The organism is Tundrisphaera macrotermitis (assembly GCF_051175315.1).
GTDB lineage: Bacteria > Planctomycetota > Planctomycetia > Isosphaerales > Isosphaeraceae > Tundrisphaera.
Genome location: NZ_CP195100.1, coordinates 3993410 through 4012860 on the forward strand (window position 1 = coordinate 3993410; position 19451 = coordinate 4012860).

Below are 19451 nucleotides of genomic sequence, written 5' to 3' on the forward strand. Positions count from 1 at the left end.
CATGAGGCTGGCGGAGGCGGGATGGCTCTGGCTCCTGCCCCTGGCCCTGCTCCCCTGGGCCTGGGGGCTGGGCCGGCGGCGGATCGATTGGCCGTCCCTGGCCGGCTTCGGCCCGAAGCCCTCCCGGACGGCGAGGGTCCTGAAGTCGATCTCCCCCGTCGTGCGGGGTGTGGCCATCGTCGGGCTGGTGGTGGCGCTGGCCCGCCCGCAGGTGGCGGGCGGGACGGTCCGGGTGGCGGGCCGGGGGGTGGCGATCCTCGCCGCGATCGACCGCAGTTCGAGCATGAACGCCGCCGACTTCCCGTCGGATGGCGGACCCGTCTCGCGCCTCGAAGGGGCCCGGCGGACGCTGGCCCGGTTCGTTGAAGGCCGTTCCGACGACCTGGTCGGGCTGGTGGCGTTCGCCCGCTACCCCGACCTGCTCGCGGCGCCCACCCTGGATCAGGGCTTCCTGCTCGACGCCATCCGATCGATCCGCCCGGCGGGGGCCATCGACGACGGGACGAACCTGGGGGATGCCCTGGCCTGGGCCCTGGGGGCGATCCGGGACGCCCCGGCACGGCGCAAGGTCGTGATCCTCCTGACCGACGGTCGCGACGCCCCGGCCGTGCCGAACCCGCTCGACCCCCTGGAGGCCGCGACCATCGCGCGGGGCCTGGGCGTGGTCGTCCACACGATCGCCCTGGGGGGCGAGGGGCCCGACGGGCCGGACCTCCCCCTCCTGGCGAGGATCGCCGGGGCCGGGGGCGGGCAGGCCTATGCGGCGACCGATGCCGGGTCGCTGGCCCGGGTCTTCGCCGCCATCGACGCTCTCGAAAAGAGCCCCGTCGCCGGGACGGTTCGGACCCTCTACCGCGAGCGGTTTTCCCCCTGGGCCGCGCTCACACTGGGCGTGCTGATCCTGGACGTGACGTTGAGCTCCGGCCGGCTCCGGTCGTTCCCCTGACCTGAATCGAGGAAGCGTGGCGTTGGCGATGGCGGATTTCGCACACCCGGGACGGCTCTGGCTCCTGCTCCTGCTGGTCCCCGGATCGCTGTGGGTCGTCCGGGGGGGCCGGATGCGGCTACGCGCCTGGAAGGCTCTCGCCCAGGATGGCCGCCCCTCGCGGGATGGGGCCTGGTGGCGGGTGGCGGCCGTGAGTCTGGTCATCCTGGCGCTGGCACAGCCCCGGTGGGGCCGGCTCACAGGCCCGTCGGCGATGTCGGGTCGCGACGTCGTGCTCCTGATCGACGTCAGCCGGAGCATGGCCGCCGAGGATGCGGTCCCCGATCGCCTCGGGGTCGCATGCGCATCGGCCACCAGCCTCCTCCGGGCGATGGCCGAGGAGCCGGGCGACCGCGTGGCGGTGGTGGCCTTCGCGGGCCGGGGGGTGGTCCGCTGCCCGCTCACCTTCCAGAAGGAGGCCGCGATCGAGACCGTCGCGGGGCTCCGGGCCGGCGACGTCCAGCCGGGCGGGTCGGACCTCGGCACCGCCATCGACGCGGCGATCGCGGCCTTCGCTCGGGAGGACCAGGCCGGGGGCCGCTCCATCGTCGTCTTCTCCGACGGCGAGGATCTGGCCCAGTCCGCCGACGCCGGCGCCGAGCATGCGCGGGAGGCCGGGATCGTGGTCCATGCCGTGGCCATCGGCGACCCGAAACAATCCCATCCGATCCCGGACGGCCCCTCCGGCACCCCGCTCACCTACCAGGGCCGGCCGATCGCCACCCGGCGATCCGACGCGCCGCTCGAACTCCTGGCCCGGGCCACGGGCGGGTCGAAGATCGATCTCGACCTGATGCCGGCCGACCTGGGCCCGTTGTATCGAGGCCGGATCGCCCGGGAGACGGGCCATGCCACGGGCCACGCCCGGCCGTCGCCCCATCCCGAGCGGTTCCCCGGCTTCCTCCTCGCCGCGCTCGCCTGCCTGCTGATCGGCTCGCGCCCGGGCCGGGTCGGCCGTCGGCTCCGGACGCTTGTCCCCGCCATCGCCCTCTGCGTGATGGCGACGGGTGCCGACGATGTGCGCGAGACCGCCGCCACCCTGGTCGGGCGGGGGCGGGCGGAGTACCAGGCCGGGCGGTTCGCCGAGGCCATCGAGGCCTTCGAACAGGCCGGGAGGCTCGGCCCATCCTCGCCCATCCCGCCCTATGATGCCGCGACCGCCCTGTACCAACTCGGCCGGTATCCGGAGGCGATCGACGCCTACCGAAAATCGTCTCCGATGGCCGGGCCCCGACTCCGGCTCAAGATCGACTATGGGCTGGGGAACGCCCTGCTCGCCTCGGGGGATCTCCCCGGTGCCCTGACAGCCTACGATGCGTGCCTGGCCTCGAACTGGCCGGGCCCCGAGGCCGACGCCGTGCGCGGGGACGCCGCCGCGAATCGGGCCTTCGCCATCAGCCGCCAGGTTCGGCCGCCTTCAACCGCCGATGAGGACGGCACCGGGCCACGCCCCCCGACGAAATCGGGGAAGTCGGATCGGGAGGGACGCGGCCGCAACCAAGCCGGGGGGCCCGCACCGAACCAGGCCGGGGAGGCCCCCGACTCGCCCGGATCACGCGGGCAGGGCGGGCAGGGGGGCCAAGGCGTCGCCCCGCCCGGGGCGGAGACCCCGGGTTCCCGACTCGACGAGGCGCTCCGCGAGGTCCGCAACGCACGCAGGCTCCGGCCCGCCGACGTCCGGGCGGAGCGATCGACGTCGCCCGATGTCCGCGACTGGTGACGATCACCGGGCGATCAGGCGGAAGACCCGATGGACCGAGGTGGCGTCCGGGCTCGCGGTGGCCGTGAAGGTCGCCGCCGAGAACATCTCCGCCGCGGCGACGATCTGGTCGAGGTCCGTGACGATGGCTTCGACGCTCCGCCGCCCCCGCTTCGCCAGGCGTTCGGCGATCGACGCGCGGAGGGGCTTGATCGCGGCCGCCGCCCGCGACAGATCGACCACGCCGAACGTGGTGGCCTCGGGGAAGTTCGCCGCCCGGATGGCCTCCAGCGAGGAAGGGGCGGACTGGGTCCCGAACCGGGCGACCGACTCCGGCAGGTTGCCGAGGACCACCCGATCCGGGCCGGAAGTCAGGGCGAAGAGCGTCCGCCTGGCGTTGAGCAGGACCAGCACCCGGGCCACGCCCAGGGCCCGGGATTCGACCCGGAGCCGGGCCGATGCCTGCGCGGGTTCGAGGGCATAGATCGAGATCCCGGTGCGGATCGCATTCTCGATCGCCGCGGCCGTCCCCGGCGTCTCGGGCCCGGGCTTCACCCCGATCACCGCGACCAGGGGCAGCCGGGTCCTCGCGTCGGCCTGGACCGGCTCCTCCGCGAAGAGCAGGACGCCCGGGCCGAGCCGGGGCAGGACCACCGAGTCGAGGTCCAAGCCGGCGAGCAGGCCCTGGGCGGCGGATTTGAGGTTCCGGAACCAGGGGAGGTCGCGCTCGGCGACCAGGCCCGCGGCCGCGTCGCGGAGGGCGACGAAATCCAGGTGGATGACGAACGCGGCGAGCGCGGAACCGGGCAGCGGGGCGATCGCCGGGCTGGCTGCCGAGGGACGTGTCATCCAGTCCCGGAGCCAGCCGTCGAGCCGCGACGGCTCGATCGACTCGTGGACGTGCAGGGCGACCCCGCGATCCCACGCCAGCGCGATGCCCATGTAATCCAGGGCGGCGACGTAGCGGGCGAACAGGCCGATGATGCGTTCCTGGGTGGTGGCCGATTTCCGGCCATCGAGCCCCAGGGAAGCCTCCAGGAGGCGGGGCGAGAGATAGAGGCCCACGAGGGCCTGCGCCGGCAAGGCTTCGCGGACGGATCGGAATCCCGGGGCATCGGCCAGCGACGGCCCGCCGCCGGCCTTGCGATCCAGGATGTCGTGGATCAGCCCCTCGGAGTTCGACCAGGCGAACGTCCCGTCATCGAAGGTCGCATAGAACTCGTCGGGACGGCCGGCCCGGGCATATTTGCGGACCGCATAGCCCTCGGGGCCGCGGCGCTTCCGCTCCACGGCCGACAGCTCACCATTGCCGAGTTGGGACTCATCCACGGATTGGATCAGGCGGTCGCGTATCGCCCGATCGCGGGCCCGCCCCAGGAGGACCCCTCGCGCCTGCTCGGGGGCGTCGGGCGGGCCCGGCCGCAGGGCCAGGACCACCGCGTCGCCGAACAACTCATCGCGGATCGAGCCGGGCGCGAGATTGAGCCCCCCCTCGACCTGCCGGACGACCCGCTGAACGCCCCGGATCGGGTTCGAGTTGAGCCAGGTCGACACGTGCGGCAGGCGTCCCAGCCCGTCGGCCAGGGGGGATGCGGCGACCTCGCGATAGCGATCCCTGAGATTTTCGACCGCGAGTGCAATCCCGGCATCGGGCGGCAGGAGGCGGAACAGGGGATCGGCGGGACCGGCCGCGCCGGCGTGGGGGGCGAGGGCCAGGCTCCCGGCCAGGGCCAGGGCCGCGATCAGGGCTCGTTGCATGGACCCACTCCGAAAGAAAAGCATCGGCGAAGATTCAGAAGGATCGCGGGTGGATCGCCGGGGTGGGGGGTGAGGCGGCCGTCCGGGGCCCGTCCAGGCGTCCCCGAATCGCCACGGCCCGGTCCCGGAAGGGAGGGGCCTCGGCGGCACGGCCCGCCCGTTCGAGCCAGTCGGCATATCGATGGAGCGCCCCGATCGTTTCGCGATCCCCCAGAGGGTTGGCGGCATCCAGGACGGCCAGGGCCCGGCGATACGCGGCCTCGGCCTCGGCAGCTTCGCCGCGCCGCCCTCGGATGTCGGCGATCATCAGGAGGGGGGAGACCAGGTTCCGATGCGTCCGCCCCCGATCCTGCTCGATGCCCGTCAGGGCCCGCGTCAGGAGGGGGAGGGCCTCGTCGTCCTTGCCCTGGCGGAACAGGGCCCCCGCCAGCCCGAGGACGACCTCGACCGTGGCGGGGTGCGAGAAGCCCATCAGGGCTTCCCGGAGCGTGATCGCTCGTCCGAGCACGGGCTCGGCCTCCGCGAAGCGCCTCTGGCCGACCAGCAGGCTCCCCAGGGCGGCCAGGAAATCGGACGTTTCATACTGGTCGGGCTGGTCCAGGGCGTCGTGGATCGCCAGGGCTCGCCGGAGCGATGCCTCGGCCTTGGCGGATTGCCCGAGCGCCACCTCGATCCGCGCCAGGATCCCCAGGTGGGTCGCCGCCGCGGCGGAATTCGGCCCATACTTCGCCTCGCGGACGGCCAACGCCCACCGAGCGAGGGGCTCGGCCTGGGCGGCGCGCCCCTGATGCTCCAGGGCCAGGGCCAGGCCGGCATAGCTCCGCGCCATCAGCTGCCGATCCTCGGCCGGTGCGGCGCGCCGGGCGGCCTCGATGGCCGCCTGGAACTCATGCTCGGCCGTGTCATGGTAGCCTTTGCCGAGCGCCCGCCATCCCGCCTCGTCGTAGGCGAGCCAGTCGAGGATCCCGTCCGAGGAGCCGACCGGCCCGGTGGTCCGGCGGACTCCCTCCGTGGTCTGCGAGGCCGCCGGGTCGGGGGCCAGGACGATCAGGGCGGCCGCGAACAGGAGTGGGGGTGACTTCATGGATGTCGTCCCGGTCGGGGTCCCGGTCGGCGGGCCATCGCCACGATCGTGCGGGGCCCGATCGCGGCCGGCCCTCATTGGGCCGGGAGCAGGAATTCGAAGGCGTGCAACGCCGATCCCGAGAGGGGCCGGGCCCCCTCATCGATCCGGTCTCCCATCAATCTTAGCAGATCGATCGCGTCCTGGGCCCGCACTGCGTCGCCCGGATCGTCGTCGGAGGGGTCGGCGGCCTCGTCGTCGAGGTCCAGGACGTCCATGCCGATCCGCGCGGCGGGGGCCGACACCCCCCGCGCCAGCTCGATCGTGGCGGAAGTCGCATCCGTCAGCGCCGAGGCCAGGTGGATCCCGATCTCAGGGCGCGACGGACGGGGGGGCGGGGGGCCGGGCCGGGCGGCGATCCAGGCCAGGGCCAGGATCGAGGCGGCCAGCGCCGGCGCCAGCCAGAGGATGCGGCGGGGGAGGGGCCGGGCTGGGCGCGGCCGGCCGGCCTCCCAGGCGTCGAGGATTCGACGTTCCAGGTCCGGGGAGGGGTCGGGGACCGGCCTCGGCGCGAGCAGGGCCGTGGAGAGGACGCGATAGCGGGCCGAGGCCGCCCGGCATCGATCGCAGGACGAGGCATGTACCGCGAGGAGGGCGTCCGGCCCGGGGCGGGGGTCGCCCCGCCCATCCAGGATCTCGTGCCAGAGTCGGTCCGCATCGTCACACGTCATGGGAAAGGCCTCGGCTCCGCCCCCGCCGTCCATCAACATTCGACCCCCCTGCGGCTGAGTTCACCGGCCAGAGTGGCGCGGGCCCGATGGATCCAGGTCTTGACCGTCCCGATCGGCCTCGCCGTGGCCTGGCCGATCTCCTCGTAGGACAGCCCCTGTTCGTGATAAAGGAGGAAGACCAGGCGATAATTCGGCCGGAGCCGGCCGATGGCGCGTTCCAGCTCGCCGGCGAGCCCTTCGGGGTCGGCCAGCCCGGGCCGGGGATCGATCGGATCGTCGGCGGCCTCCGAGCGGGCGGGCCGGCGGGCCCGCTGCACCAGCGCCGTCCGGCAACGATTGGCGGCGATCCCCAGGAGCCAGGGGCGGAGCGGCCGATCGATGTCGAAGCCCCGGATGGCCCCGAGGGCGCGGAGGAAGGAGTCCTGGGTCACATCCTCGGCGTCCTGGCGATGCCCCATCATCCGGAAGCATAGGCCGAAGACGGCCGCGTGATAGCGTTGGAAGAGCAACCCTGGCGCCCCCGGGTCGTCGGATCGAAGCGATTCGACCAGAGCGCGGTCGTCCATCAACTCGTGCCTTCGCCCCGCGATCGGAGAACCGATGTGCGATCGGTCGTCTCGGGATACCTCTTCGGAGAGGATCACGTTTCAAGATTCGCCCGGATCGCGGGAAAATTGCAAGCCGGCGATCCCCGGCGCAACGACGGACCACCGCCGCCCCCATCCCGGGGACCGGGGCGAGGTCGGCGGTGGTCGCGGGCGGATCGCTCGCGCGGGCGGGGGCCGGTCTCAGGCCCCCATCCCGCCGGCCGAGAGGTCTGTCAGCTGCTCGGCCGTGGCCCGGTCGAAATCCCAGCCATGCATGGCGAGGCCATCGCCGAGGTTGATGGCGATCTCGTGGAGTTCGGGCGAGTCGATCCGCCAGGCGATCTCGGCCAGTTCGCCGGGGGTGACATCGGCGAGCATCTGGCCCCTGCGCTCCAGCTCGGATTCGAGGCGAAGGATGGTCTCCAGCATCTCGGCATGGGTCTCGGCGGAACCCCCGACCAGGACGGAGTGTTCGCCGGTGCTGAGACGTTGGAGGTCATCGCCCGCGTCGAGGCCGAACCCGATGATCGCGGCGCGGAGCCGGCGTGGGCCGGCGTCGGGTTGGGTCATCATTGCGTTGGAGGCCTTTCGCATCTGAGGGTCGATCGGGCGTGGCGAGCGGTCGAGGGTCCCGGTCCCCTCCGTCGGCTCGAGCCGCCACGCCCGTTGTTATCGGCTCACCGGACCGGCCCGGACAGCGTCCGAGGCCGGAATCGGCGCCCTCCGCGACAGGCCTCCGTCACGGCACTCATGACCCGCCCAGGCATTCCTTCGCGGTCGTCCTTGCCACCCGATAGGCTGCACGAAGCGTGATGGCGCGCGCCTCGATCTGTTCCTCACTGAACAGGCGCCCCTCGCTCGGCGGGAGGCCCGCCAATGCGACGGTCAGCGGCATCAGGTCCAGGAACTGGCGATAGCGCTGCTGAAGATCATTGGCGCCGGCGGCAACTTGGTCGGACACGGCGGGTCTCCTGCCTGGGCGTTCTGGAGGGGTCTGCGCGGTGACGAGACGTCTCGTCGGCGGGGGCTGATCGGACCCGCGCAACGGATCAGCTTCGAAGGTAGCGGAGCGACCCGCCGATCGGCAAGCATCGGCCGCCCCCATCGACGCCTCGGAGCTTGACGCCCAACTCCATCAATTTCGCCCGCGATTCCTCTCTGGTCAGCTTTGACGAAGATAGGGTATCGGGGTATATTGCCATGGGAAACACTTTGCCGCCGAGGCAAGGTGAAACCCATCTCACCCAAGATGAGTCACAGGAGGTTTGTTTGATCCAACGCGCGGTGGAAGAATCCCCACCTGGCTTCGAGACGATGGGCCTGAGCCGGCCGATGCTCGCGGCCCTCAAGAAGGTGCGTTATACGACCCCTTCTCCGATCCAGGCCGCCTTGATCCCGGAAGCCCTGGAAGGGCATGACGTGATCGGCCAGGCCAAGACCGGCACCGGGAAGACGGCCTCGTTCGCGATCCCGATCATCGAAATGCTCGAAGGCCGCGGCCGCGGTCCCCAGGCCATCATCCTGGCGCCGACCCGCGAACTCGTCCAGCAGATCGTCGTCGAGATCCAGAAGCTGGCCCACGGCCAGGACGTCTCGGTCTGCGGCATCTACGGCGGCGAGCCGATCGAGAAGCAGCTCCGGGCCCTGGATCGCGGCGTCGACATCATCGTCGGGACGCCGGGCCGCATCCTCGACCACATCGAGCGCCGCACGCTGAACCTGGAAGGCATCTATCACGTCGTCCTCGACGAGGCCGACCGGATGCTTGACATCGGCTTCCGGCCCGACATCGAACGCATCCTGCGCAAGGTCCCCGATCCCCATCAGACCTTGCTGCTCTCCGCAACGATCAGCGACGAGATTCGCGCCCTGGCCCGACGCTACATGTTCGAGCCGGTCGAGATGAATCTTTCGAAGGATGAGCCTTCGGTCGAGTCGATCAAGCAGTACTACATCACCGTCGAGCACGATCGCAAGTACGACCTGCTCGTCCGCCTTCTCGAACGCGACAAGCCGAGCCAGGCGATCGTCTTCACCCGCACCAAGCGGGGGGCCGACAAGCTGGCCGAGAAGCTTCGCGGCAAGGTCGCCGGCGTGGCCACCATCCACGGTGACCTCACTCAGGCGGTCCGCAACCGCGTCATGCAGGGCTTCCGGAACGGGACGATCCCGATCCTGGTGGCCACCGACGTCGTCGGACGCGGCATCGATGTCAACGACATCAGCCACGTCATCAATTTCGACATCCCCGACGATGCCGAAAATTACGTCCACCGCATCGGTCGCACCGGCCGGATGGGCAAGAACGGCCTGGCCTACATGTTCGTCTGCCCGGATCAGGGCGAGCCCCTGACCGCGATCGAGAACCTCATCAACAAGTCGATCCCGGCGCACAAGATCGAAGGCTTTGAAGCCTTCCGCCGCGAACCCCGCCGCGAACCGGCGTTCCAGGAACTGTTCAGCACCACCAAGACTCGATCGTTCGCCTATTCTCGCGGTTGAGCCTCGCCTTGCGTATTCGGTCTGGCCGACGGGGACAAAAGGCCCGTCGGTTGCCTTGCGGCGAACTTCGGTTCGAGAGTTGTGATTGCGGGAGGCAGTTCCTGACTGCCATGGCCTGTTACCGAGCCTCGCGGTCTCGGCTGCCTCCCACGGTTCCTCGCCGGACTCCCCGCCTCGCCAAATCCAGGAACACCTGCTTCGCCTCCCCGATCAACTCCCGCCCCTCCCTCTCTCCCTCGCCGAATCTCGCCCGATCGCAGCGTTCGATCAAACGACGGCATCGGCCCGGCAACACCGGATCCTCGGTGATCTCGGCGATCGTCGCGTCGATCTCGGGAGGGGTGACCACGGCCGAAGGTGGGTGGCCGATCGCCCTCAGGTAATCGGCGAACGCCGCCGCAACCTGGCGCGCGGCCGTCACTCCGTCGCGGTCGGGGTCCAGCCGGGAGGCCCAGCGCGTCGCCACCCTCCTCGGATCATCGGCCATCCTCGGCCCGAGTCGGACGGCCAGGAAGACCGACATGAGGACGGCCAGCACGATACCACCGCCAACGTCCACCCAGGTGCGATCGCCGGGGCCGGGGGAGGCGGCTGGGCTCGTGGATGAAACCTCGGGCAGGGCCGGGTCGGACCGATCGGGCAGGACCACTAACAATGAGATGCCGGGCGTATAACGCGTCTGGAACCGACGCGATGCGGGGTCGTAGGCGGCCACGGCGACCGGGGGCAAGGTCCAGCGCCCTGGGCGAGTGGGCCGGATCTGGTAGATGAAAGTCCGCGTGGGCGGGTCGGGTAGAAATTCGGAGGCGGGGAACGATCGGACCCGCAGGCCGGGGATCTTCGATGCCCAACCCGCCAGGTCGGGGGGGCGGGCGCTGCCCGATGCCGCCTCCCCGACGATCTCCAACCGATAATTCGTCGTCGATCCGACCAGGAGGGTCGGGGTATCGAGTTTCGCCGCGACCTCGAACCGGCCGACCCCGCCCAGGAACGCGGAGGGACGGCCCTGGCTCGGCACTCCCAGGATCGTCCTCCGCAATGGTTTCGAAGCCCCGGCCCGATCTCCCGAATGGACCTTGAACGGCGGGATCACCAGCGGACCGGCCCGGTTGGGGATGACCACAAATCTGCCCGCCGACGATCCCTGGTGCTCAAGCGGAGGAGTTGGAGAGGGCTCGACCCGATGGATCTCGGCTTCGGCCGGGCTCGGCGGATCGACCCGGATCGGCCCGGTCGCACCCGCCACTTCGACATCGACGGAGAACGCCTCGCCCACATAGAACGACCGGGCTTCGGCCCGTGCCGTGACCATGAGTTGTGGGGTGGATCGATCATCAGGCTCGGCGACCTGCGCGAGCAGCATCGTCAGGAGCAGGGCACCGCTCATGGGGCGGTCGCTGCGGGAATCGCCGCCCGGCCCGGCAGGACGGAATCCAGGAAGCCGACGATCTGGGGGATCAGCTTGAGGTCTCCACGGTTGGGCTGGAAGCCATGCCCGTAGCCCGGGAGCAGGACCAGGCGATTCGCGACACCGGCCGCATCGAGGGCCCGCCCCAGGCGGATCGATTGATCCTGGGGGACCGTCGCATCCTCGGTCCCGTGCGCGATGAACGTGGGCGCGGAGCGATTCGAGACGAAGCCCAGGGGGGAGGCGGCCGCGTATCGGCCCGGGACCCGGTCGGGCGGGCCGCCCAGGAAAGTGAGCAGTTTGTCGCGGGCCTTGGGCTGGCGGAACAGGGGGACGAGATCGGTCGGCCCGTATAGGTCGACGACCGCCTGGACGCTCGCGTCTCCGCTGGACCCGGCGGGGTCGGATGGGTTCCCGAGCAGTAAGGCCAGGTTGGCGCCGGCCGATTCGCCGAAGGCCACGATCTGCCCGGGATTCACCCCGAAGCGGGATGCGTTGGCCCGCACCCATCGGACGGCGTTCCTGGCATCGTTGAGGTTGCGTGGCCAGATGTGGGTACCGACCTGCGTGCCGGCATAGCTCACATCCACCACGGCCACCGCATAGCCGGACTTTCCGAACGAAGCCACCTCGGGGGTCAGGAGCTTGCGATTCACGGATCGCCAGCCGGCGCCGGGGAAGGCCAGGATCACCGACCACCCTCCCACCGGGGCGTCGCCCGCCGGAAGCATGAGGTCGAGCCGCAGCGCCCGTCCCTGACGACCGCTGTAGATCAGATCCGGGAACGACCGGCCGTCCGGCCCGCGGCGAATCGAAGCGATCTGCCCCGGCGAGGCGATCGACAGCAGGGATCGGGGCTCAAGCCCATCGATGGGTGCCGGCCTGAACTGATTCCGTCGATGGGGGGCGTGCATCGGTTCATGCTCAGGGACGATCATCCGTGGTGATGGTGGAGGAACGGCGTCCACCCCGTCCGGGTGATGCCGGTCTGACGATTGACCGATGGGACCGGGGGCTTGATAATGAAGGGGCTGGGCGACGCTCGCGATAAAATCGATCGGCGGACGATGCGACGACGGAGGTGCCTCGACGTTGGGAATCCTGGGCCTGGCACGAAAAGTGGTCGGTGGTCTGGCGGGCTCGACGCCCCAGGCCGCCCAATTATACCAGGTCTCTTGCGTCGCGGGTCACCGCCTTCGGGGGGAGCGGACGGAGGGTTATCAGGCGCTCCGTTGCCCCTCCTGCGGAGATGGCCTTTTCGTCCTGCCACGCAGCCCCCTGCCGGAACCTCCGGCCCCGACCGAGCGGGCCTCGGTCCGATCTCCGGTCGAGACCGATGAACCGGCCTGGACGGACGACGACGAACTGATCGCCCTGACCGATCCCATCCCCGAGAAGACCTCCACCGGATCGAGCCCCAACCCTGACATCGACATCGAGTGGGAGGAATCGCCCGCCCCGGCCCCTGCGCCGAAGGCGAAGCCGCAGGGCGCAGAATCGACCAGCGACGCGTCGACGAAGACGAGGGCGTCACGGCGGCGTCGGGAGGATCGCCCGGCATCGCCGCGCCCCACCGCCGTCCGGGCCCCGCGTCCAGACTTCAAGCAACTGGCACGCAAGCATCGCACCGCCTTGCTGACGATCGGCGTCGTCTCATTGGTCGTGGGGGCTTTGATCATCAGGGAGGGACGCCGCCGGCTCGAACTCCTGCCGAAGGTCGCCGAGCGGGGTCGGCTCGAAGGTCTGGAGAAGCTCGACGCGGGCGAGTTCCACGTCGCCAAGCGCATCCTGGTGGAGGCCGCCGCCGCCGTCGATGGGCTGGGCGGCCGCGTCGAGGGGGCCGAGGAGATCCGCCAGGGGGCCCGCGAGGCCGCCATCTTCACGGATCTGGCCTCCGAATCGCTGGAGCGGATGGTCGAGGAGGCCGCCACCTTCCGCGACGTGACCGCCTGGTCCTCCCACTTCAAGACGATGTACCAGGGCCGCTCGATCATCCTCGATGCGCCGCTGGTCGAGGCCCCCGACCCCTCACGACCCGGGTCGCGCTATCGGATCGACTACAAGATCTTCCTCGGCAAGGGCCCCAAGCCCGAGGGCAGGGCCCGCATCGACCTCGAAGGGTTCCGGCTCTTCGAGGAGGCCCGATCGTCCGTGGGGGAACAGAAACCGTTCGGGGCCCGGCTGGCCTCGCTGGAACTCGATCTCGAAGCCAACGAGTGGGCGTTCCGCCTGGAGCCCAGGAGCGGCGTGTTCATCACCCATCCGCTCGCATTGGAGGCGATCGGCTGGCCCGCTCCGGAGTCGATCGAGGAGGCCCGGCCATGATCGTTCCCCTGCTGATCGCCGCCGCGATGATCGGCCAGGCGGGTTCCCCGGACGAGATCGAGCCGTCCGAACTGGCCGGTCGGGCCGACGCGATAGGCCGTGAGGTGATCGTCGATGATCGCGTCCGATACTTCCTCGAATCGAAGCGTGGTCAGGGGTTCGACGAGATCCATCTCAGGCGGACCGACATCGTCCTCAAGCTCCCGGCCCGCCTCAAATTCCCGAGGTCGCCGACCGAGCCGGTGGTGCGGGCCCGAGGGATTCTCACCCGGACCGACGGGCGGCTCGGTTTCGACGTCACCTCGCTGGAACTCCTGCCCAACGACCCCGAACGCCTGGAGCATGAGATCGGCCGGCTGCGGGCCGAGGATTTCGCGGGCATGCGGCGATGGGGGCTCTGGGCCCAGCGTCGCGGGCGCGAACTGAACGAACCCAAGCTCGTCGAGCGGGGTATCCGACTCGAAGGCGAGGCCCTCTGGGTCGAGGCCGCCCGGCACGGTTCGGATCCGCTCCAACTCGCGGAACGATCGGCGGACCGGCCGATCCCTCCCGAGATCCGCCGTGCCTTGCTGCATCGAGGGTTCCGCGACAAACTCCGGGCGGCACGCACGGCCGCCGAGTTCGGCGAACTGGCCCAGCGGATCGAGCGCGACCTGCCCGACGCCGTGGCAACCGGGGCGAAAGGCCCTCTCGACGCCACCTTGCGGGACGCCTACGCCAAGGATCCAGCAGCCTCGTATCGTGCGGCCTCCGAGGCCGACCGGAAGACACTCGACCGAACCCTGGCGGCCGACGCCGTCCAGGCCCTGCTGGAATCCCAGCTCCGCGACGACCCGACCCGCGCGAATGAACTGGCCGAGGTCGCGAGCCAACGCCTCTCGGATCGCCCCTCGGTCGCCGAGCAACTTCGACAGCGCGGGCTGGACGAGGCCGAGGCCGGGGTGACGGCGATGCGCCAGTCGGAAGTCGAGGCCCTGGCCGAAGTCCTCCGCAAAGATCGGCAGGACGAACGGGCCCGCCGGCTTTTGAAGACATGGCTGGCGGATCGGCGGGAGCATCGGGTCAGCCCCGGCGATGCGGAAGGCCGGGTCCTCCTCGCCCTGAACTACGATCGGATGCTGGGCGATCGCGCGACCGCCGCCGAACTCCTCGGCGAGGCTTATCAGATCGATCCCGGATCCAAGGCGATCACCGAAGCCTACCTACGCCTGGGATTCCGCAAGTCCGATCGCGGATGGGTGGACCCCCGGGCCGAACGCGACGTGGTGTCGGCAACGAATCCCGCTCCGGCGGCCAACACGCCGTCGGCGGCTTCGGGTGATTCGCTCAGAGGTTTGACGAGGGGGCAGGTTCGCGCCCGCCTGGGGGGGAAACCGGATCGGATCTCCCGATCGGCGACCCAGGGCCAGAGCGTCGAGCAATGGATCTACTCGAGTCCCCGAGGTGCCCAGGTCATCAATTTCACGACCACCCTGGGGAGTGGCGAGCCAAGGGCCGCTTCTTCTTTCTCGACCAACGATTAAATCCGCAAAATTCTTTGAACCTTTCCTGGCTCCCCTTCGTCTCAATGTCAACCGACGTGCTCCGAAGGCTCTCGGTCAAAACTCGGGAAAATTCTCCAAGTTCGGAAAACAATTTGCCTTGGGCAACGTATTACGGTTGAGAGTTCGAGTTTTGACTTGCCTTCCTGGCCATGGCGCATAATGTGCTGTGGCAACCCTTTGTCATCAGCGATGACAAAGATCAGAGGCTCGGCGGTGACTTCCGCCTGAGAACCATCGCGGGAACGGTGTGGCTGTCTCCATTCACCGCCTGCGTTCCGTTTCATCGTCCTATCCCGGCCATTCCATTCAACGGCCGTGACGTACACCCGGAGGTGTCATATGGTCCGTAAAGATGCATTGCTCAGGCTCCATTCGCGACTGGTCGCGCGTCGCGATGCCCTCCGCAAAGCCTTGAATGGCGACATGGACGGATACCGCGAATACGCCGCCCTGAACGTGGTCGGTGACAGCGTCGACGCGGCCATCGAGACCGCCAATGACGAGATCAGCTCCCAGATCGTGGAGATCGAAAGCCGGGAACTCGGCCAGATCGAACACGCGCTCCAGCGGATCGTCCAGGGCGTTTATGGTCGCTGCGAATACTGCGGCGGCAAGATCGCCGAGGCCCGACTGAACGCACTCCCCTATACCAATTCGTGCATCGAATGCCAACGCGAGAACGAGCGTCATGGCCCGGCGTTCGGCCGGGGGCACGACGAACATCGTTGGGCCAAGGCGTTCGACAAGTCGATCGGCGAGGGTGATGGTGAGACCCACATCAAGCTGAGCGACTTCGAGATGGACCTGAGCGAGTCCGGCCGTTGAGATGCTTCGACAACACGATGACGAGCGGGCCGCCGATCATTCGGCGGCCCGCTTGCATTGATGGACCTCGTCGAGGGAGTCCGAGGTCAGTTCAAGAGGCTCCGCTGGAGGACCGCGGTGGCCCGATCGAATTCCGGTTGCCAGTCGATGGCCGGCCCGCCGGTGGCCAGGCAATTGCGGAGCGATTCGAGGTTGTTCCGGGCCATGTGCGGGCACTTATTGCAGGCGCAGGTGATCCCGGGCACCGGGTGGTAGCGATGCCGAGGGACCGCGTTCTGCATCTGCCAGAGCATGTTCGCTTCGGTCGCCACCAGGAAGTCGGCCGGCTCGGCATGGGCTTCGAGGTGGCGGAGCATCCCCTCGGTCCCGCCGATGTAATCGCTCAGTTCCCGGATGTTCGCCGGGCATTCCGGGTGCGACAAGGTCTCGGCCTGCGGCATCCGCCGCTTCAGGCGGAGCAGGTCGACGACGCTGAAGACCTCGTGGACCATGCACGAGCCGTCCCAGAGGATCATGGGCCGTCCGGTCACCCCTTGCAGGTAAGACCCGAGGTGCCGATCCGGGACGAAGAGGATCTCCTGATCTTCGGGGACGCGGCGGATGATCGACTCGGCATTTCCCGAGGTGACGATCCAGTCGGAAAGGGCCTTCACGGCGGCCGAGCTGTTGATGTAGGTCACCGTCTGGAATCGGCGCCCCTCGGCGCGGAGGGCTTCCTGGCGGCGGGCCAACGCCGGGGCAGGGCAGCTGTCGGCCAGGCTGCACCCCGCGCGGAGATCCGGCAACAAGACACGCTTCTCGGGGTTCAGCATCTTGGCCGTCTCGGCCATGAAGTGGACCCCGCAGAAGACGATCGTCCCGGTCTTGACCTCGGTGGCCGCCCGGGCCAGTTTCAGGCTATCGCCGGTGATGTCGGCGATCTCCTGAATTTCACCTTCCTGGTAATAATGGGCCAGGATGGTCGCATCCTCACGCTCCTTGAGCGCGAGGATTTCGTCGTAAATGTCGGTCAATCGCCTATTCCTTGTTTTTATCGTGGCGTAGGAAAAACCCACAACCCACGGACACACCCGGCCTTTGCGATGTGATGTCGTGGGAGACTGGAGAAGATCGCGATCGCCGAGCCGGGCACTCATCCTATCTTGGGCAAGATCCCTGGATCAAGCCGTCATCTCAACGGCTCGAAACTTGCAACCTGGAAAATTCCCCCGGATGATCACCCCGATCCACACCCGATCTGCGAATTCCTCTCAAGTCGATCATCTTTACGAAATTTCCTGCGACCCTGTTCAATTTGCCCGGATTTTGACAGTCCCGCTCGGGCGGGGGTATATTGATTCATCAGCCATGCAATCCGGGTCGGGACCCTTCGACTTTCGCCACGCAACGTGTCCTCCCGATCCATTGGCACGGTTTGGAGATCGGCCGATATGGCACGTTCCACCTCGCCTCTACTCCTCCTCACCACCCTGGGAGTCGGTGTGATCCTCGGGCTGGAGTTGAACCGGGGCGGCCGCTTCGTCCGGGCCCAGGTCGGTCAGCTTCCCCTGTCCGCGACCTCCGCCACTTCCGCGTCTCAGCCCGTCTTACCGGCTTCCATCGGCAAGCCGCAGGGCGAAGATGCCATCTATCAGCAACTGGCCCAGCAATATGCCAAGTTCGACCCGATCAATCGGACCTTCGAACTCGTCGCCAGGGCGGTCTCCCCTTCGGTCGTCCACCTCGTCACCCACAAGACGGGCAGGCGCGAGGACGACGATCAGGTTCGCGACTTCGAGGAGACGGGATCGGGCGTGATCGTCCGGATGGACGGCTCCCGCGGGCTTTATGTGTTGACGAATAATCACGTGGTCAGCGACGCGACGGTGGGGGCGATCAGCATCCAGCTGAGCGACGGCCGCAGCGTGCACCCCGTGCGGATGTGGGCCGACTCCAAGGCCGACATCGCCGTCCTCAAGCTGGACCGGACCGACCTTCCGGCCGCCCGCCTCGGGAACAGCGATGATGTCGCGGTCGGCTCCTGGGTCATGGCGATGGGGAGCCCATTCGGGCTGACCCACTCGGTCAGCCAGGGGATCATCAGCGGTCGCGGTCGCCACGAGGTGGACCTGGAACGGGCCGGGGTCGAGAATCAGAACTTCCTCCAGACCGATGCGGCCATCAACCCCGGCAACTCGGGCGGGCCCCTGGTCAACATGAAGGGGGAAGTGATCGGGATCAACATCGCCATCCTCTCCAACGGGGGCGGCAACGAAGGGGTGGGCTTCAGCATCCCGATCAACGTCGCCCGCTGGATCATGGGCCAGTTGCTCGCCAACGGACGCGTCAATCGCGGGGCCCTCGGGATCAAACTCCAGCCCGATTTCGTCTCCGAGAAGGCCATCGATCTCGGCCTGGATCGCCCACGCGGGGCGTTGATCGACTCGGTGGACGATCAGTCGCCGGCGGCCCTCGGAGGGGTCCGGATCGGCGACGTCATCCTGCGATTCAACGGCGTGGAGGTCATCGACCTCAACCATCTGATCAATTTGGTCTCGATGGCCCCGATCGGCCAGAAGGCCGACGTCGTGGTCTGGCGCGACCGCCGCGAGCACCGCTTCGATATCCTCGTGGCCGACAAGGACCGGATCGTCGTCCAGGCCAACCGCACGAACCGTCCGTCATCGAGCCATACGGCCCGCCGTCCCGAGCGGATCGAGGCCGTCTCCTCATCGGCCCAGGGGATGGAGTTGGTGACGCTCGACGGCTCGGCGACCCGCCGCATGGGGCTGCCCGATGGGCTCCGAGGCGCCGCGGTCACGAAGATCGAGCCCGACAGCCCGCTGGCGAATTATTTCCGGCCCCTGGATGTCATCTATTCGATCTCGGGCGAGGCGATCACGACCGCCGACCAGGCCATTCGTTATCTCGGCGATCGGTCGACGAAACCCGCCGAGTTCAGCGTGCATCGCCTCGTCGATGGCAACTTCGAGCGGATCAAGGTGCGACTTCCCTGATGAATCCGCTCCACGACGCACTCAGGTACTTGGGGGAAGGTCTCGACCTCACCCGCGAGCAGTCCCGCGAAGCCGTCGCCCAGATCATGGGCGGCGAGGTCCCCGAACCCATGGTGGCGGCCTTCCTGACCGCTCTGAGGGTGCGGGGCGAGACACCCGAGAATCTGGCTGGTGCCGTCCAGGCCGTCCGGGACCGTATGGTGCCGCTCGATTCGGAGGGAAGGGTGACCCCGTCCCTTGATACCTGCGGGACGGGCGGCGATGGTGCCTGTTCGGTCAACATCTCGACCGCCACGGCCATCGTGGTCGCCGCCTGCGGCGTGCCGGTGACCAAGCATGGCAATCGATCGGCCACGGGAAATTCGGGGAGTGCCGAGGTCCTCGTCGAACTCGGCGTCTCTATCGAGGTCGATCCCACCATCCTCCGGCGATGCCGTGATGATCTGGGCCTGACCTTCCTGTTCGCCCCCATGTTCCACCCGGCGCTGCGGTTCGCCTCGCCGGTGCGACGCCAACTGCCGTTCCGGACCCTGTTCAACCTGATCGGCCCCCTGGTCAATCCGGCCCTGCCCACCTACCAGTTGATTGGGGTGCCTCTCGAACGCGTCGGCCAGTTGATGGCCCGGGTGATCGAGCAGCAAGGGCTGCAACGGGCCGCCATCGTCACGGGTGCGGACGGCCTGGATGAAGTGAGCCTGGGAGGGCCGACCAAGGTCCTGTGGGTCCAGGACGGTTCGACCCGATCCCTGACCTGGACCCCGGACACCTTCGGGCTGCCACCGGTCCACGCCGATCAGCTCCGGGTCTCGGGCCCGGCCGAGAGTGCCGCCCGGATCCGAGATCTGTTCGCGGGACGACCCGGCCCGGCCCGGGATACGGTCCTTGCCAATTCCGCGGCTGCTCTGCTGGTGGCCGGCCGCGTGGGCGACCTCCGGGAGGGGGTGGACACCGCCTCCCGATCGATCGACACCGGCGCCGCAAGCTCCCTGCTCGAACGTTGGGGCCGCATGTCCCGGGGCGAGGCCTGA

Annotated in this window: 17 protein-coding genes; 8 read left to right on the plus strand and 9 right to left on the minus strand. The window is 68.8% G+C overall.

The genetic code is table 11. The features are described from left to right. Position 1 precedes the first annotated feature (1 nt). Both TA3x_RS16025 and TA3x_RS16030 read left to right on the plus strand, forming a co-directional pair. Positions 2–946: a VWA domain-containing protein gene (locus tag TA3x_RS16025; RefSeq protein ID WP_435015661.1), complete on the plus strand. Its 945-nt coding sequence runs from the start codon at positions 2–4 to the stop codon at positions 944–946. Positions 947–974: 28 nt separating this feature from the next. After that, entirely contained in the window at positions 975–2705 is a 1731-nt protein-coding gene (locus TA3x_RS16030) for a vWA domain-containing protein (protein ID WP_435015662.1), read from the plus strand. Between the two features lie 3 nt (positions 2706–2708). Here the strand turns inward: TA3x_RS16030 and TA3x_RS16035 are convergent, their stop codons facing one another. The 6 genes from TA3x_RS16035 to TA3x_RS16060 form a co-directional block, all read right to left on the minus strand. Continuing rightward, positions 2709–4442 carry a hypothetical protein gene (locus tag TA3x_RS16035; RefSeq protein ID WP_435015663.1) on the minus strand — a complete coding sequence of 578 codons (1734 nt, stop codon included), beginning with the start codon at positions 4440–4442 and terminating at the stop codon, positions 2709–2711. Positions 4443–4476: 34 nt separating this feature from the next. Continuing rightward, positions 4477–5526: a tetratricopeptide repeat protein gene (locus tag TA3x_RS16040; protein ID WP_435015664.1), complete on the minus strand. Its 1050-nt coding sequence runs from the start codon at positions 5524–5526 to the stop codon at positions 4477–4479. Between the two features lie 74 nt (positions 5527–5600). Then, positions 5601–6236: a hypothetical protein gene (locus TA3x_RS16045; protein ID WP_435015665.1), complete on the minus strand. Its 636-nt coding sequence runs from the start codon at positions 6234–6236 to the stop codon at positions 5601–5603. Between the two features lie 32 nt (positions 6237–6268). Continuing rightward, positions 6269–6802 carry an RNA polymerase sigma factor gene (locus TA3x_RS16050; RefSeq protein WP_435015666.1) on the minus strand — a complete coding sequence of 178 codons (534 nt, stop codon included), beginning with the start codon at positions 6800–6802 and terminating at the stop codon, positions 6269–6271. A 222-nt stretch (positions 6803–7024) separates the two neighbouring features. Next, on the minus strand, positions 7025–7396 hold the full coding sequence (locus TA3x_RS16055) for a hypothetical protein (protein ID WP_435015667.1): 372 nt from the start codon (positions 7394–7396) through the stop codon (positions 7025–7027). 175 nt (positions 7397–7571) lie between these two features. Then, a complete protein-coding gene (locus TA3x_RS16060; RefSeq protein ID WP_435015668.1) occupies positions 7572–7784 on the minus strand; it encodes a hypothetical protein in 213 nt (70 codons plus the stop codon). A gap of 308 nt (positions 7785–8092) precedes the next feature. Between TA3x_RS16060 and TA3x_RS16065 the strand changes: the two genes are divergently transcribed. After that, positions 8093–9325 carry a DEAD/DEAH box helicase gene (locus TA3x_RS16065; RefSeq protein ID WP_435015669.1) on the plus strand — a complete coding sequence of 411 codons (1233 nt, stop codon included), beginning with the start codon at positions 8093–8095 and terminating at the stop codon, positions 9323–9325. Positions 9326–9443: 118 nt separating this feature from the next. Here TA3x_RS16065 and TA3x_RS16070 read toward each other — a convergent pair whose 3' ends face one another. Together TA3x_RS16070 and TA3x_RS16075 are read right to left on the minus strand one after the other, a co-directional pair. After that, the gene (locus tag TA3x_RS16070) at positions 9444–10712 is read right to left on the minus strand and encodes a hypothetical protein (RefSeq protein WP_435015670.1); all 1269 of its coding nucleotides are present in this window, start codon (positions 10710–10712) and stop codon (positions 9444–9446) included. Further along, a complete protein-coding gene (locus TA3x_RS16075) occupies positions 10709–11647 on the minus strand; it encodes an alpha/beta hydrolase fold domain-containing protein (RefSeq protein WP_435015671.1) in 939 nt (312 codons plus the stop codon). The genes TA3x_RS16070 and TA3x_RS16075 overlap by 4 nt, the downstream gene beginning before the upstream one ends. A gap of 178 nt (positions 11648–11825) precedes the next feature. Between TA3x_RS16075 and TA3x_RS16080 the strand changes: the two genes are divergently transcribed. The 3 genes from TA3x_RS16080 (at position 11826) to TA3x_RS16090 (ending at position 15427) form a co-directional block, all read left to right on the plus strand. Then, the gene (locus tag TA3x_RS16080; RefSeq protein WP_435015672.1) at positions 11826–13058 is read left to right on the plus strand and encodes a hypothetical protein; all 1233 of its coding nucleotides are present in this window, start codon (positions 11826–11828) and stop codon (positions 13056–13058) included. Continuing rightward, positions 13055–14581 carry a tetratricopeptide repeat protein gene (locus tag TA3x_RS16085; protein WP_435015673.1) on the plus strand — a complete coding sequence of 509 codons (1527 nt, stop codon included), beginning with the start codon at positions 13055–13057 and terminating at the stop codon, positions 14579–14581. The genes TA3x_RS16080 and TA3x_RS16085 overlap by 4 nt, the downstream gene beginning before the upstream one ends. A 360-nt stretch (positions 14582–14941) precedes the next feature. Next, complete coding sequence (locus TA3x_RS16090) at positions 14942–15427, plus strand: TraR/DksA family transcriptional regulator (RefSeq protein WP_435015674.1); 486 nt, start codon at positions 14942–14944, stop codon at positions 15425–15427. Between the two features lie 86 nt (positions 15428–15513). Here the strand turns inward: TA3x_RS16090 and nadA are convergent, their stop codons facing one another. Continuing rightward, positions 15514–16440 carry a quinolinate synthase NadA gene (gene nadA, locus TA3x_RS16095; RefSeq protein WP_435015675.1) on the minus strand — a complete coding sequence of 309 codons (927 nt, stop codon included), beginning with the start codon at positions 16438–16440 and terminating at the stop codon, positions 15514–15516. 417 nt (positions 16441–16857) lie between these two features. On the opposite strand from nadA, the gene TA3x_RS16100 reads away from it, so the two are divergent. Beyond that, entirely contained in the window at positions 16858–18423 is a 1566-nt protein-coding gene (locus TA3x_RS16100; protein WP_435015676.1) for a trypsin-like peptidase domain-containing protein, read from the plus strand. Next, positions 18423–19451, plus strand: a complete 1029-nt coding sequence (gene trpD, locus TA3x_RS16105; RefSeq protein WP_435015677.1) for an anthranilate phosphoribosyltransferase — start codon at positions 18423–18425, stop codon at positions 19449–19451. Before TA3x_RS16100 ends, trpD begins: the two co-directional genes overlap by 1 nt.

Coding starts and splice junctions, on each gene's coding strand:
- TA3x_RS16025 (WP_435015661.1), top strand. CDS start 2: ATGAGGCTGGCGGAGGCGGGATGGCTCTGGCTCCTGCCCCTGGCCCTG.
- TA3x_RS16030 (WP_435015662.1), top strand. CDS start 975: ATGGCGGATTTCGCACACCCGGGACGGCTCTGGCTCCTGCTCCTGCTG.
- TA3x_RS16035 (WP_435015663.1), bottom strand. CDS start 4,442: ATGCAACGAGCCCTGATCGCGGCCCTGGCCCTGGCCGGGAGCCTGGCC.
- TA3x_RS16040 (WP_435015664.1), bottom strand. CDS start 5,526: ATGAAGTCACCCCCACTCCTGTTCGCGGCCGCCCTGATCGTCCTGGCC.
- TA3x_RS16045 (WP_435015665.1), bottom strand. CDS start 6,236: ATGACGTGTGACGATGCGGACCGACTCTGGCACGAGATCCTGGATGGG.
- TA3x_RS16050 (WP_435015666.1), bottom strand. CDS start 6,802: ATGGACGACCGCGCTCTGGTCGAATCGCTTCGATCCGACGACCCGGGG.
- TA3x_RS16055 (WP_435015667.1), bottom strand. CDS start 7,396: ATGATGACCCAACCCGACGCCGGCCCACGCCGGCTCCGCGCCGCGATC.
- TA3x_RS16070 (WP_435015670.1), bottom strand. CDS start 10,712: ATGAGCGGTGCCCTGCTCCTGACGATGCTGCTCGCGCAGGTCGCCGAG.
- TA3x_RS16075 (WP_435015671.1), bottom strand. CDS start 11,647: ATGCACGCCCCCCATCGACGGAATCAGTTCAGGCCGGCACCCATCGAT.
- TA3x_RS16085 (WP_435015673.1), top strand. CDS start 13,055: ATGATCGTTCCCCTGCTGATCGCCGCCGCGATGATCGGCCAGGCGGGT.
- TA3x_RS16090 (WP_435015674.1), top strand. CDS start 14,942: ATGGTCCGTAAAGATGCATTGCTCAGGCTCCATTCGCGACTGGTCGCG.
- TA3x_RS16100 (WP_435015676.1), top strand. CDS start 16,858: ATGGCACGTTCCACCTCGCCTCTACTCCTCCTCACCACCCTGGGAGTC.
- trpD (WP_435015677.1), top strand. CDS start 18,423: ATGAATCCGCTCCACGACGCACTCAGGTACTTGGGGGAAGGTCTCGAC.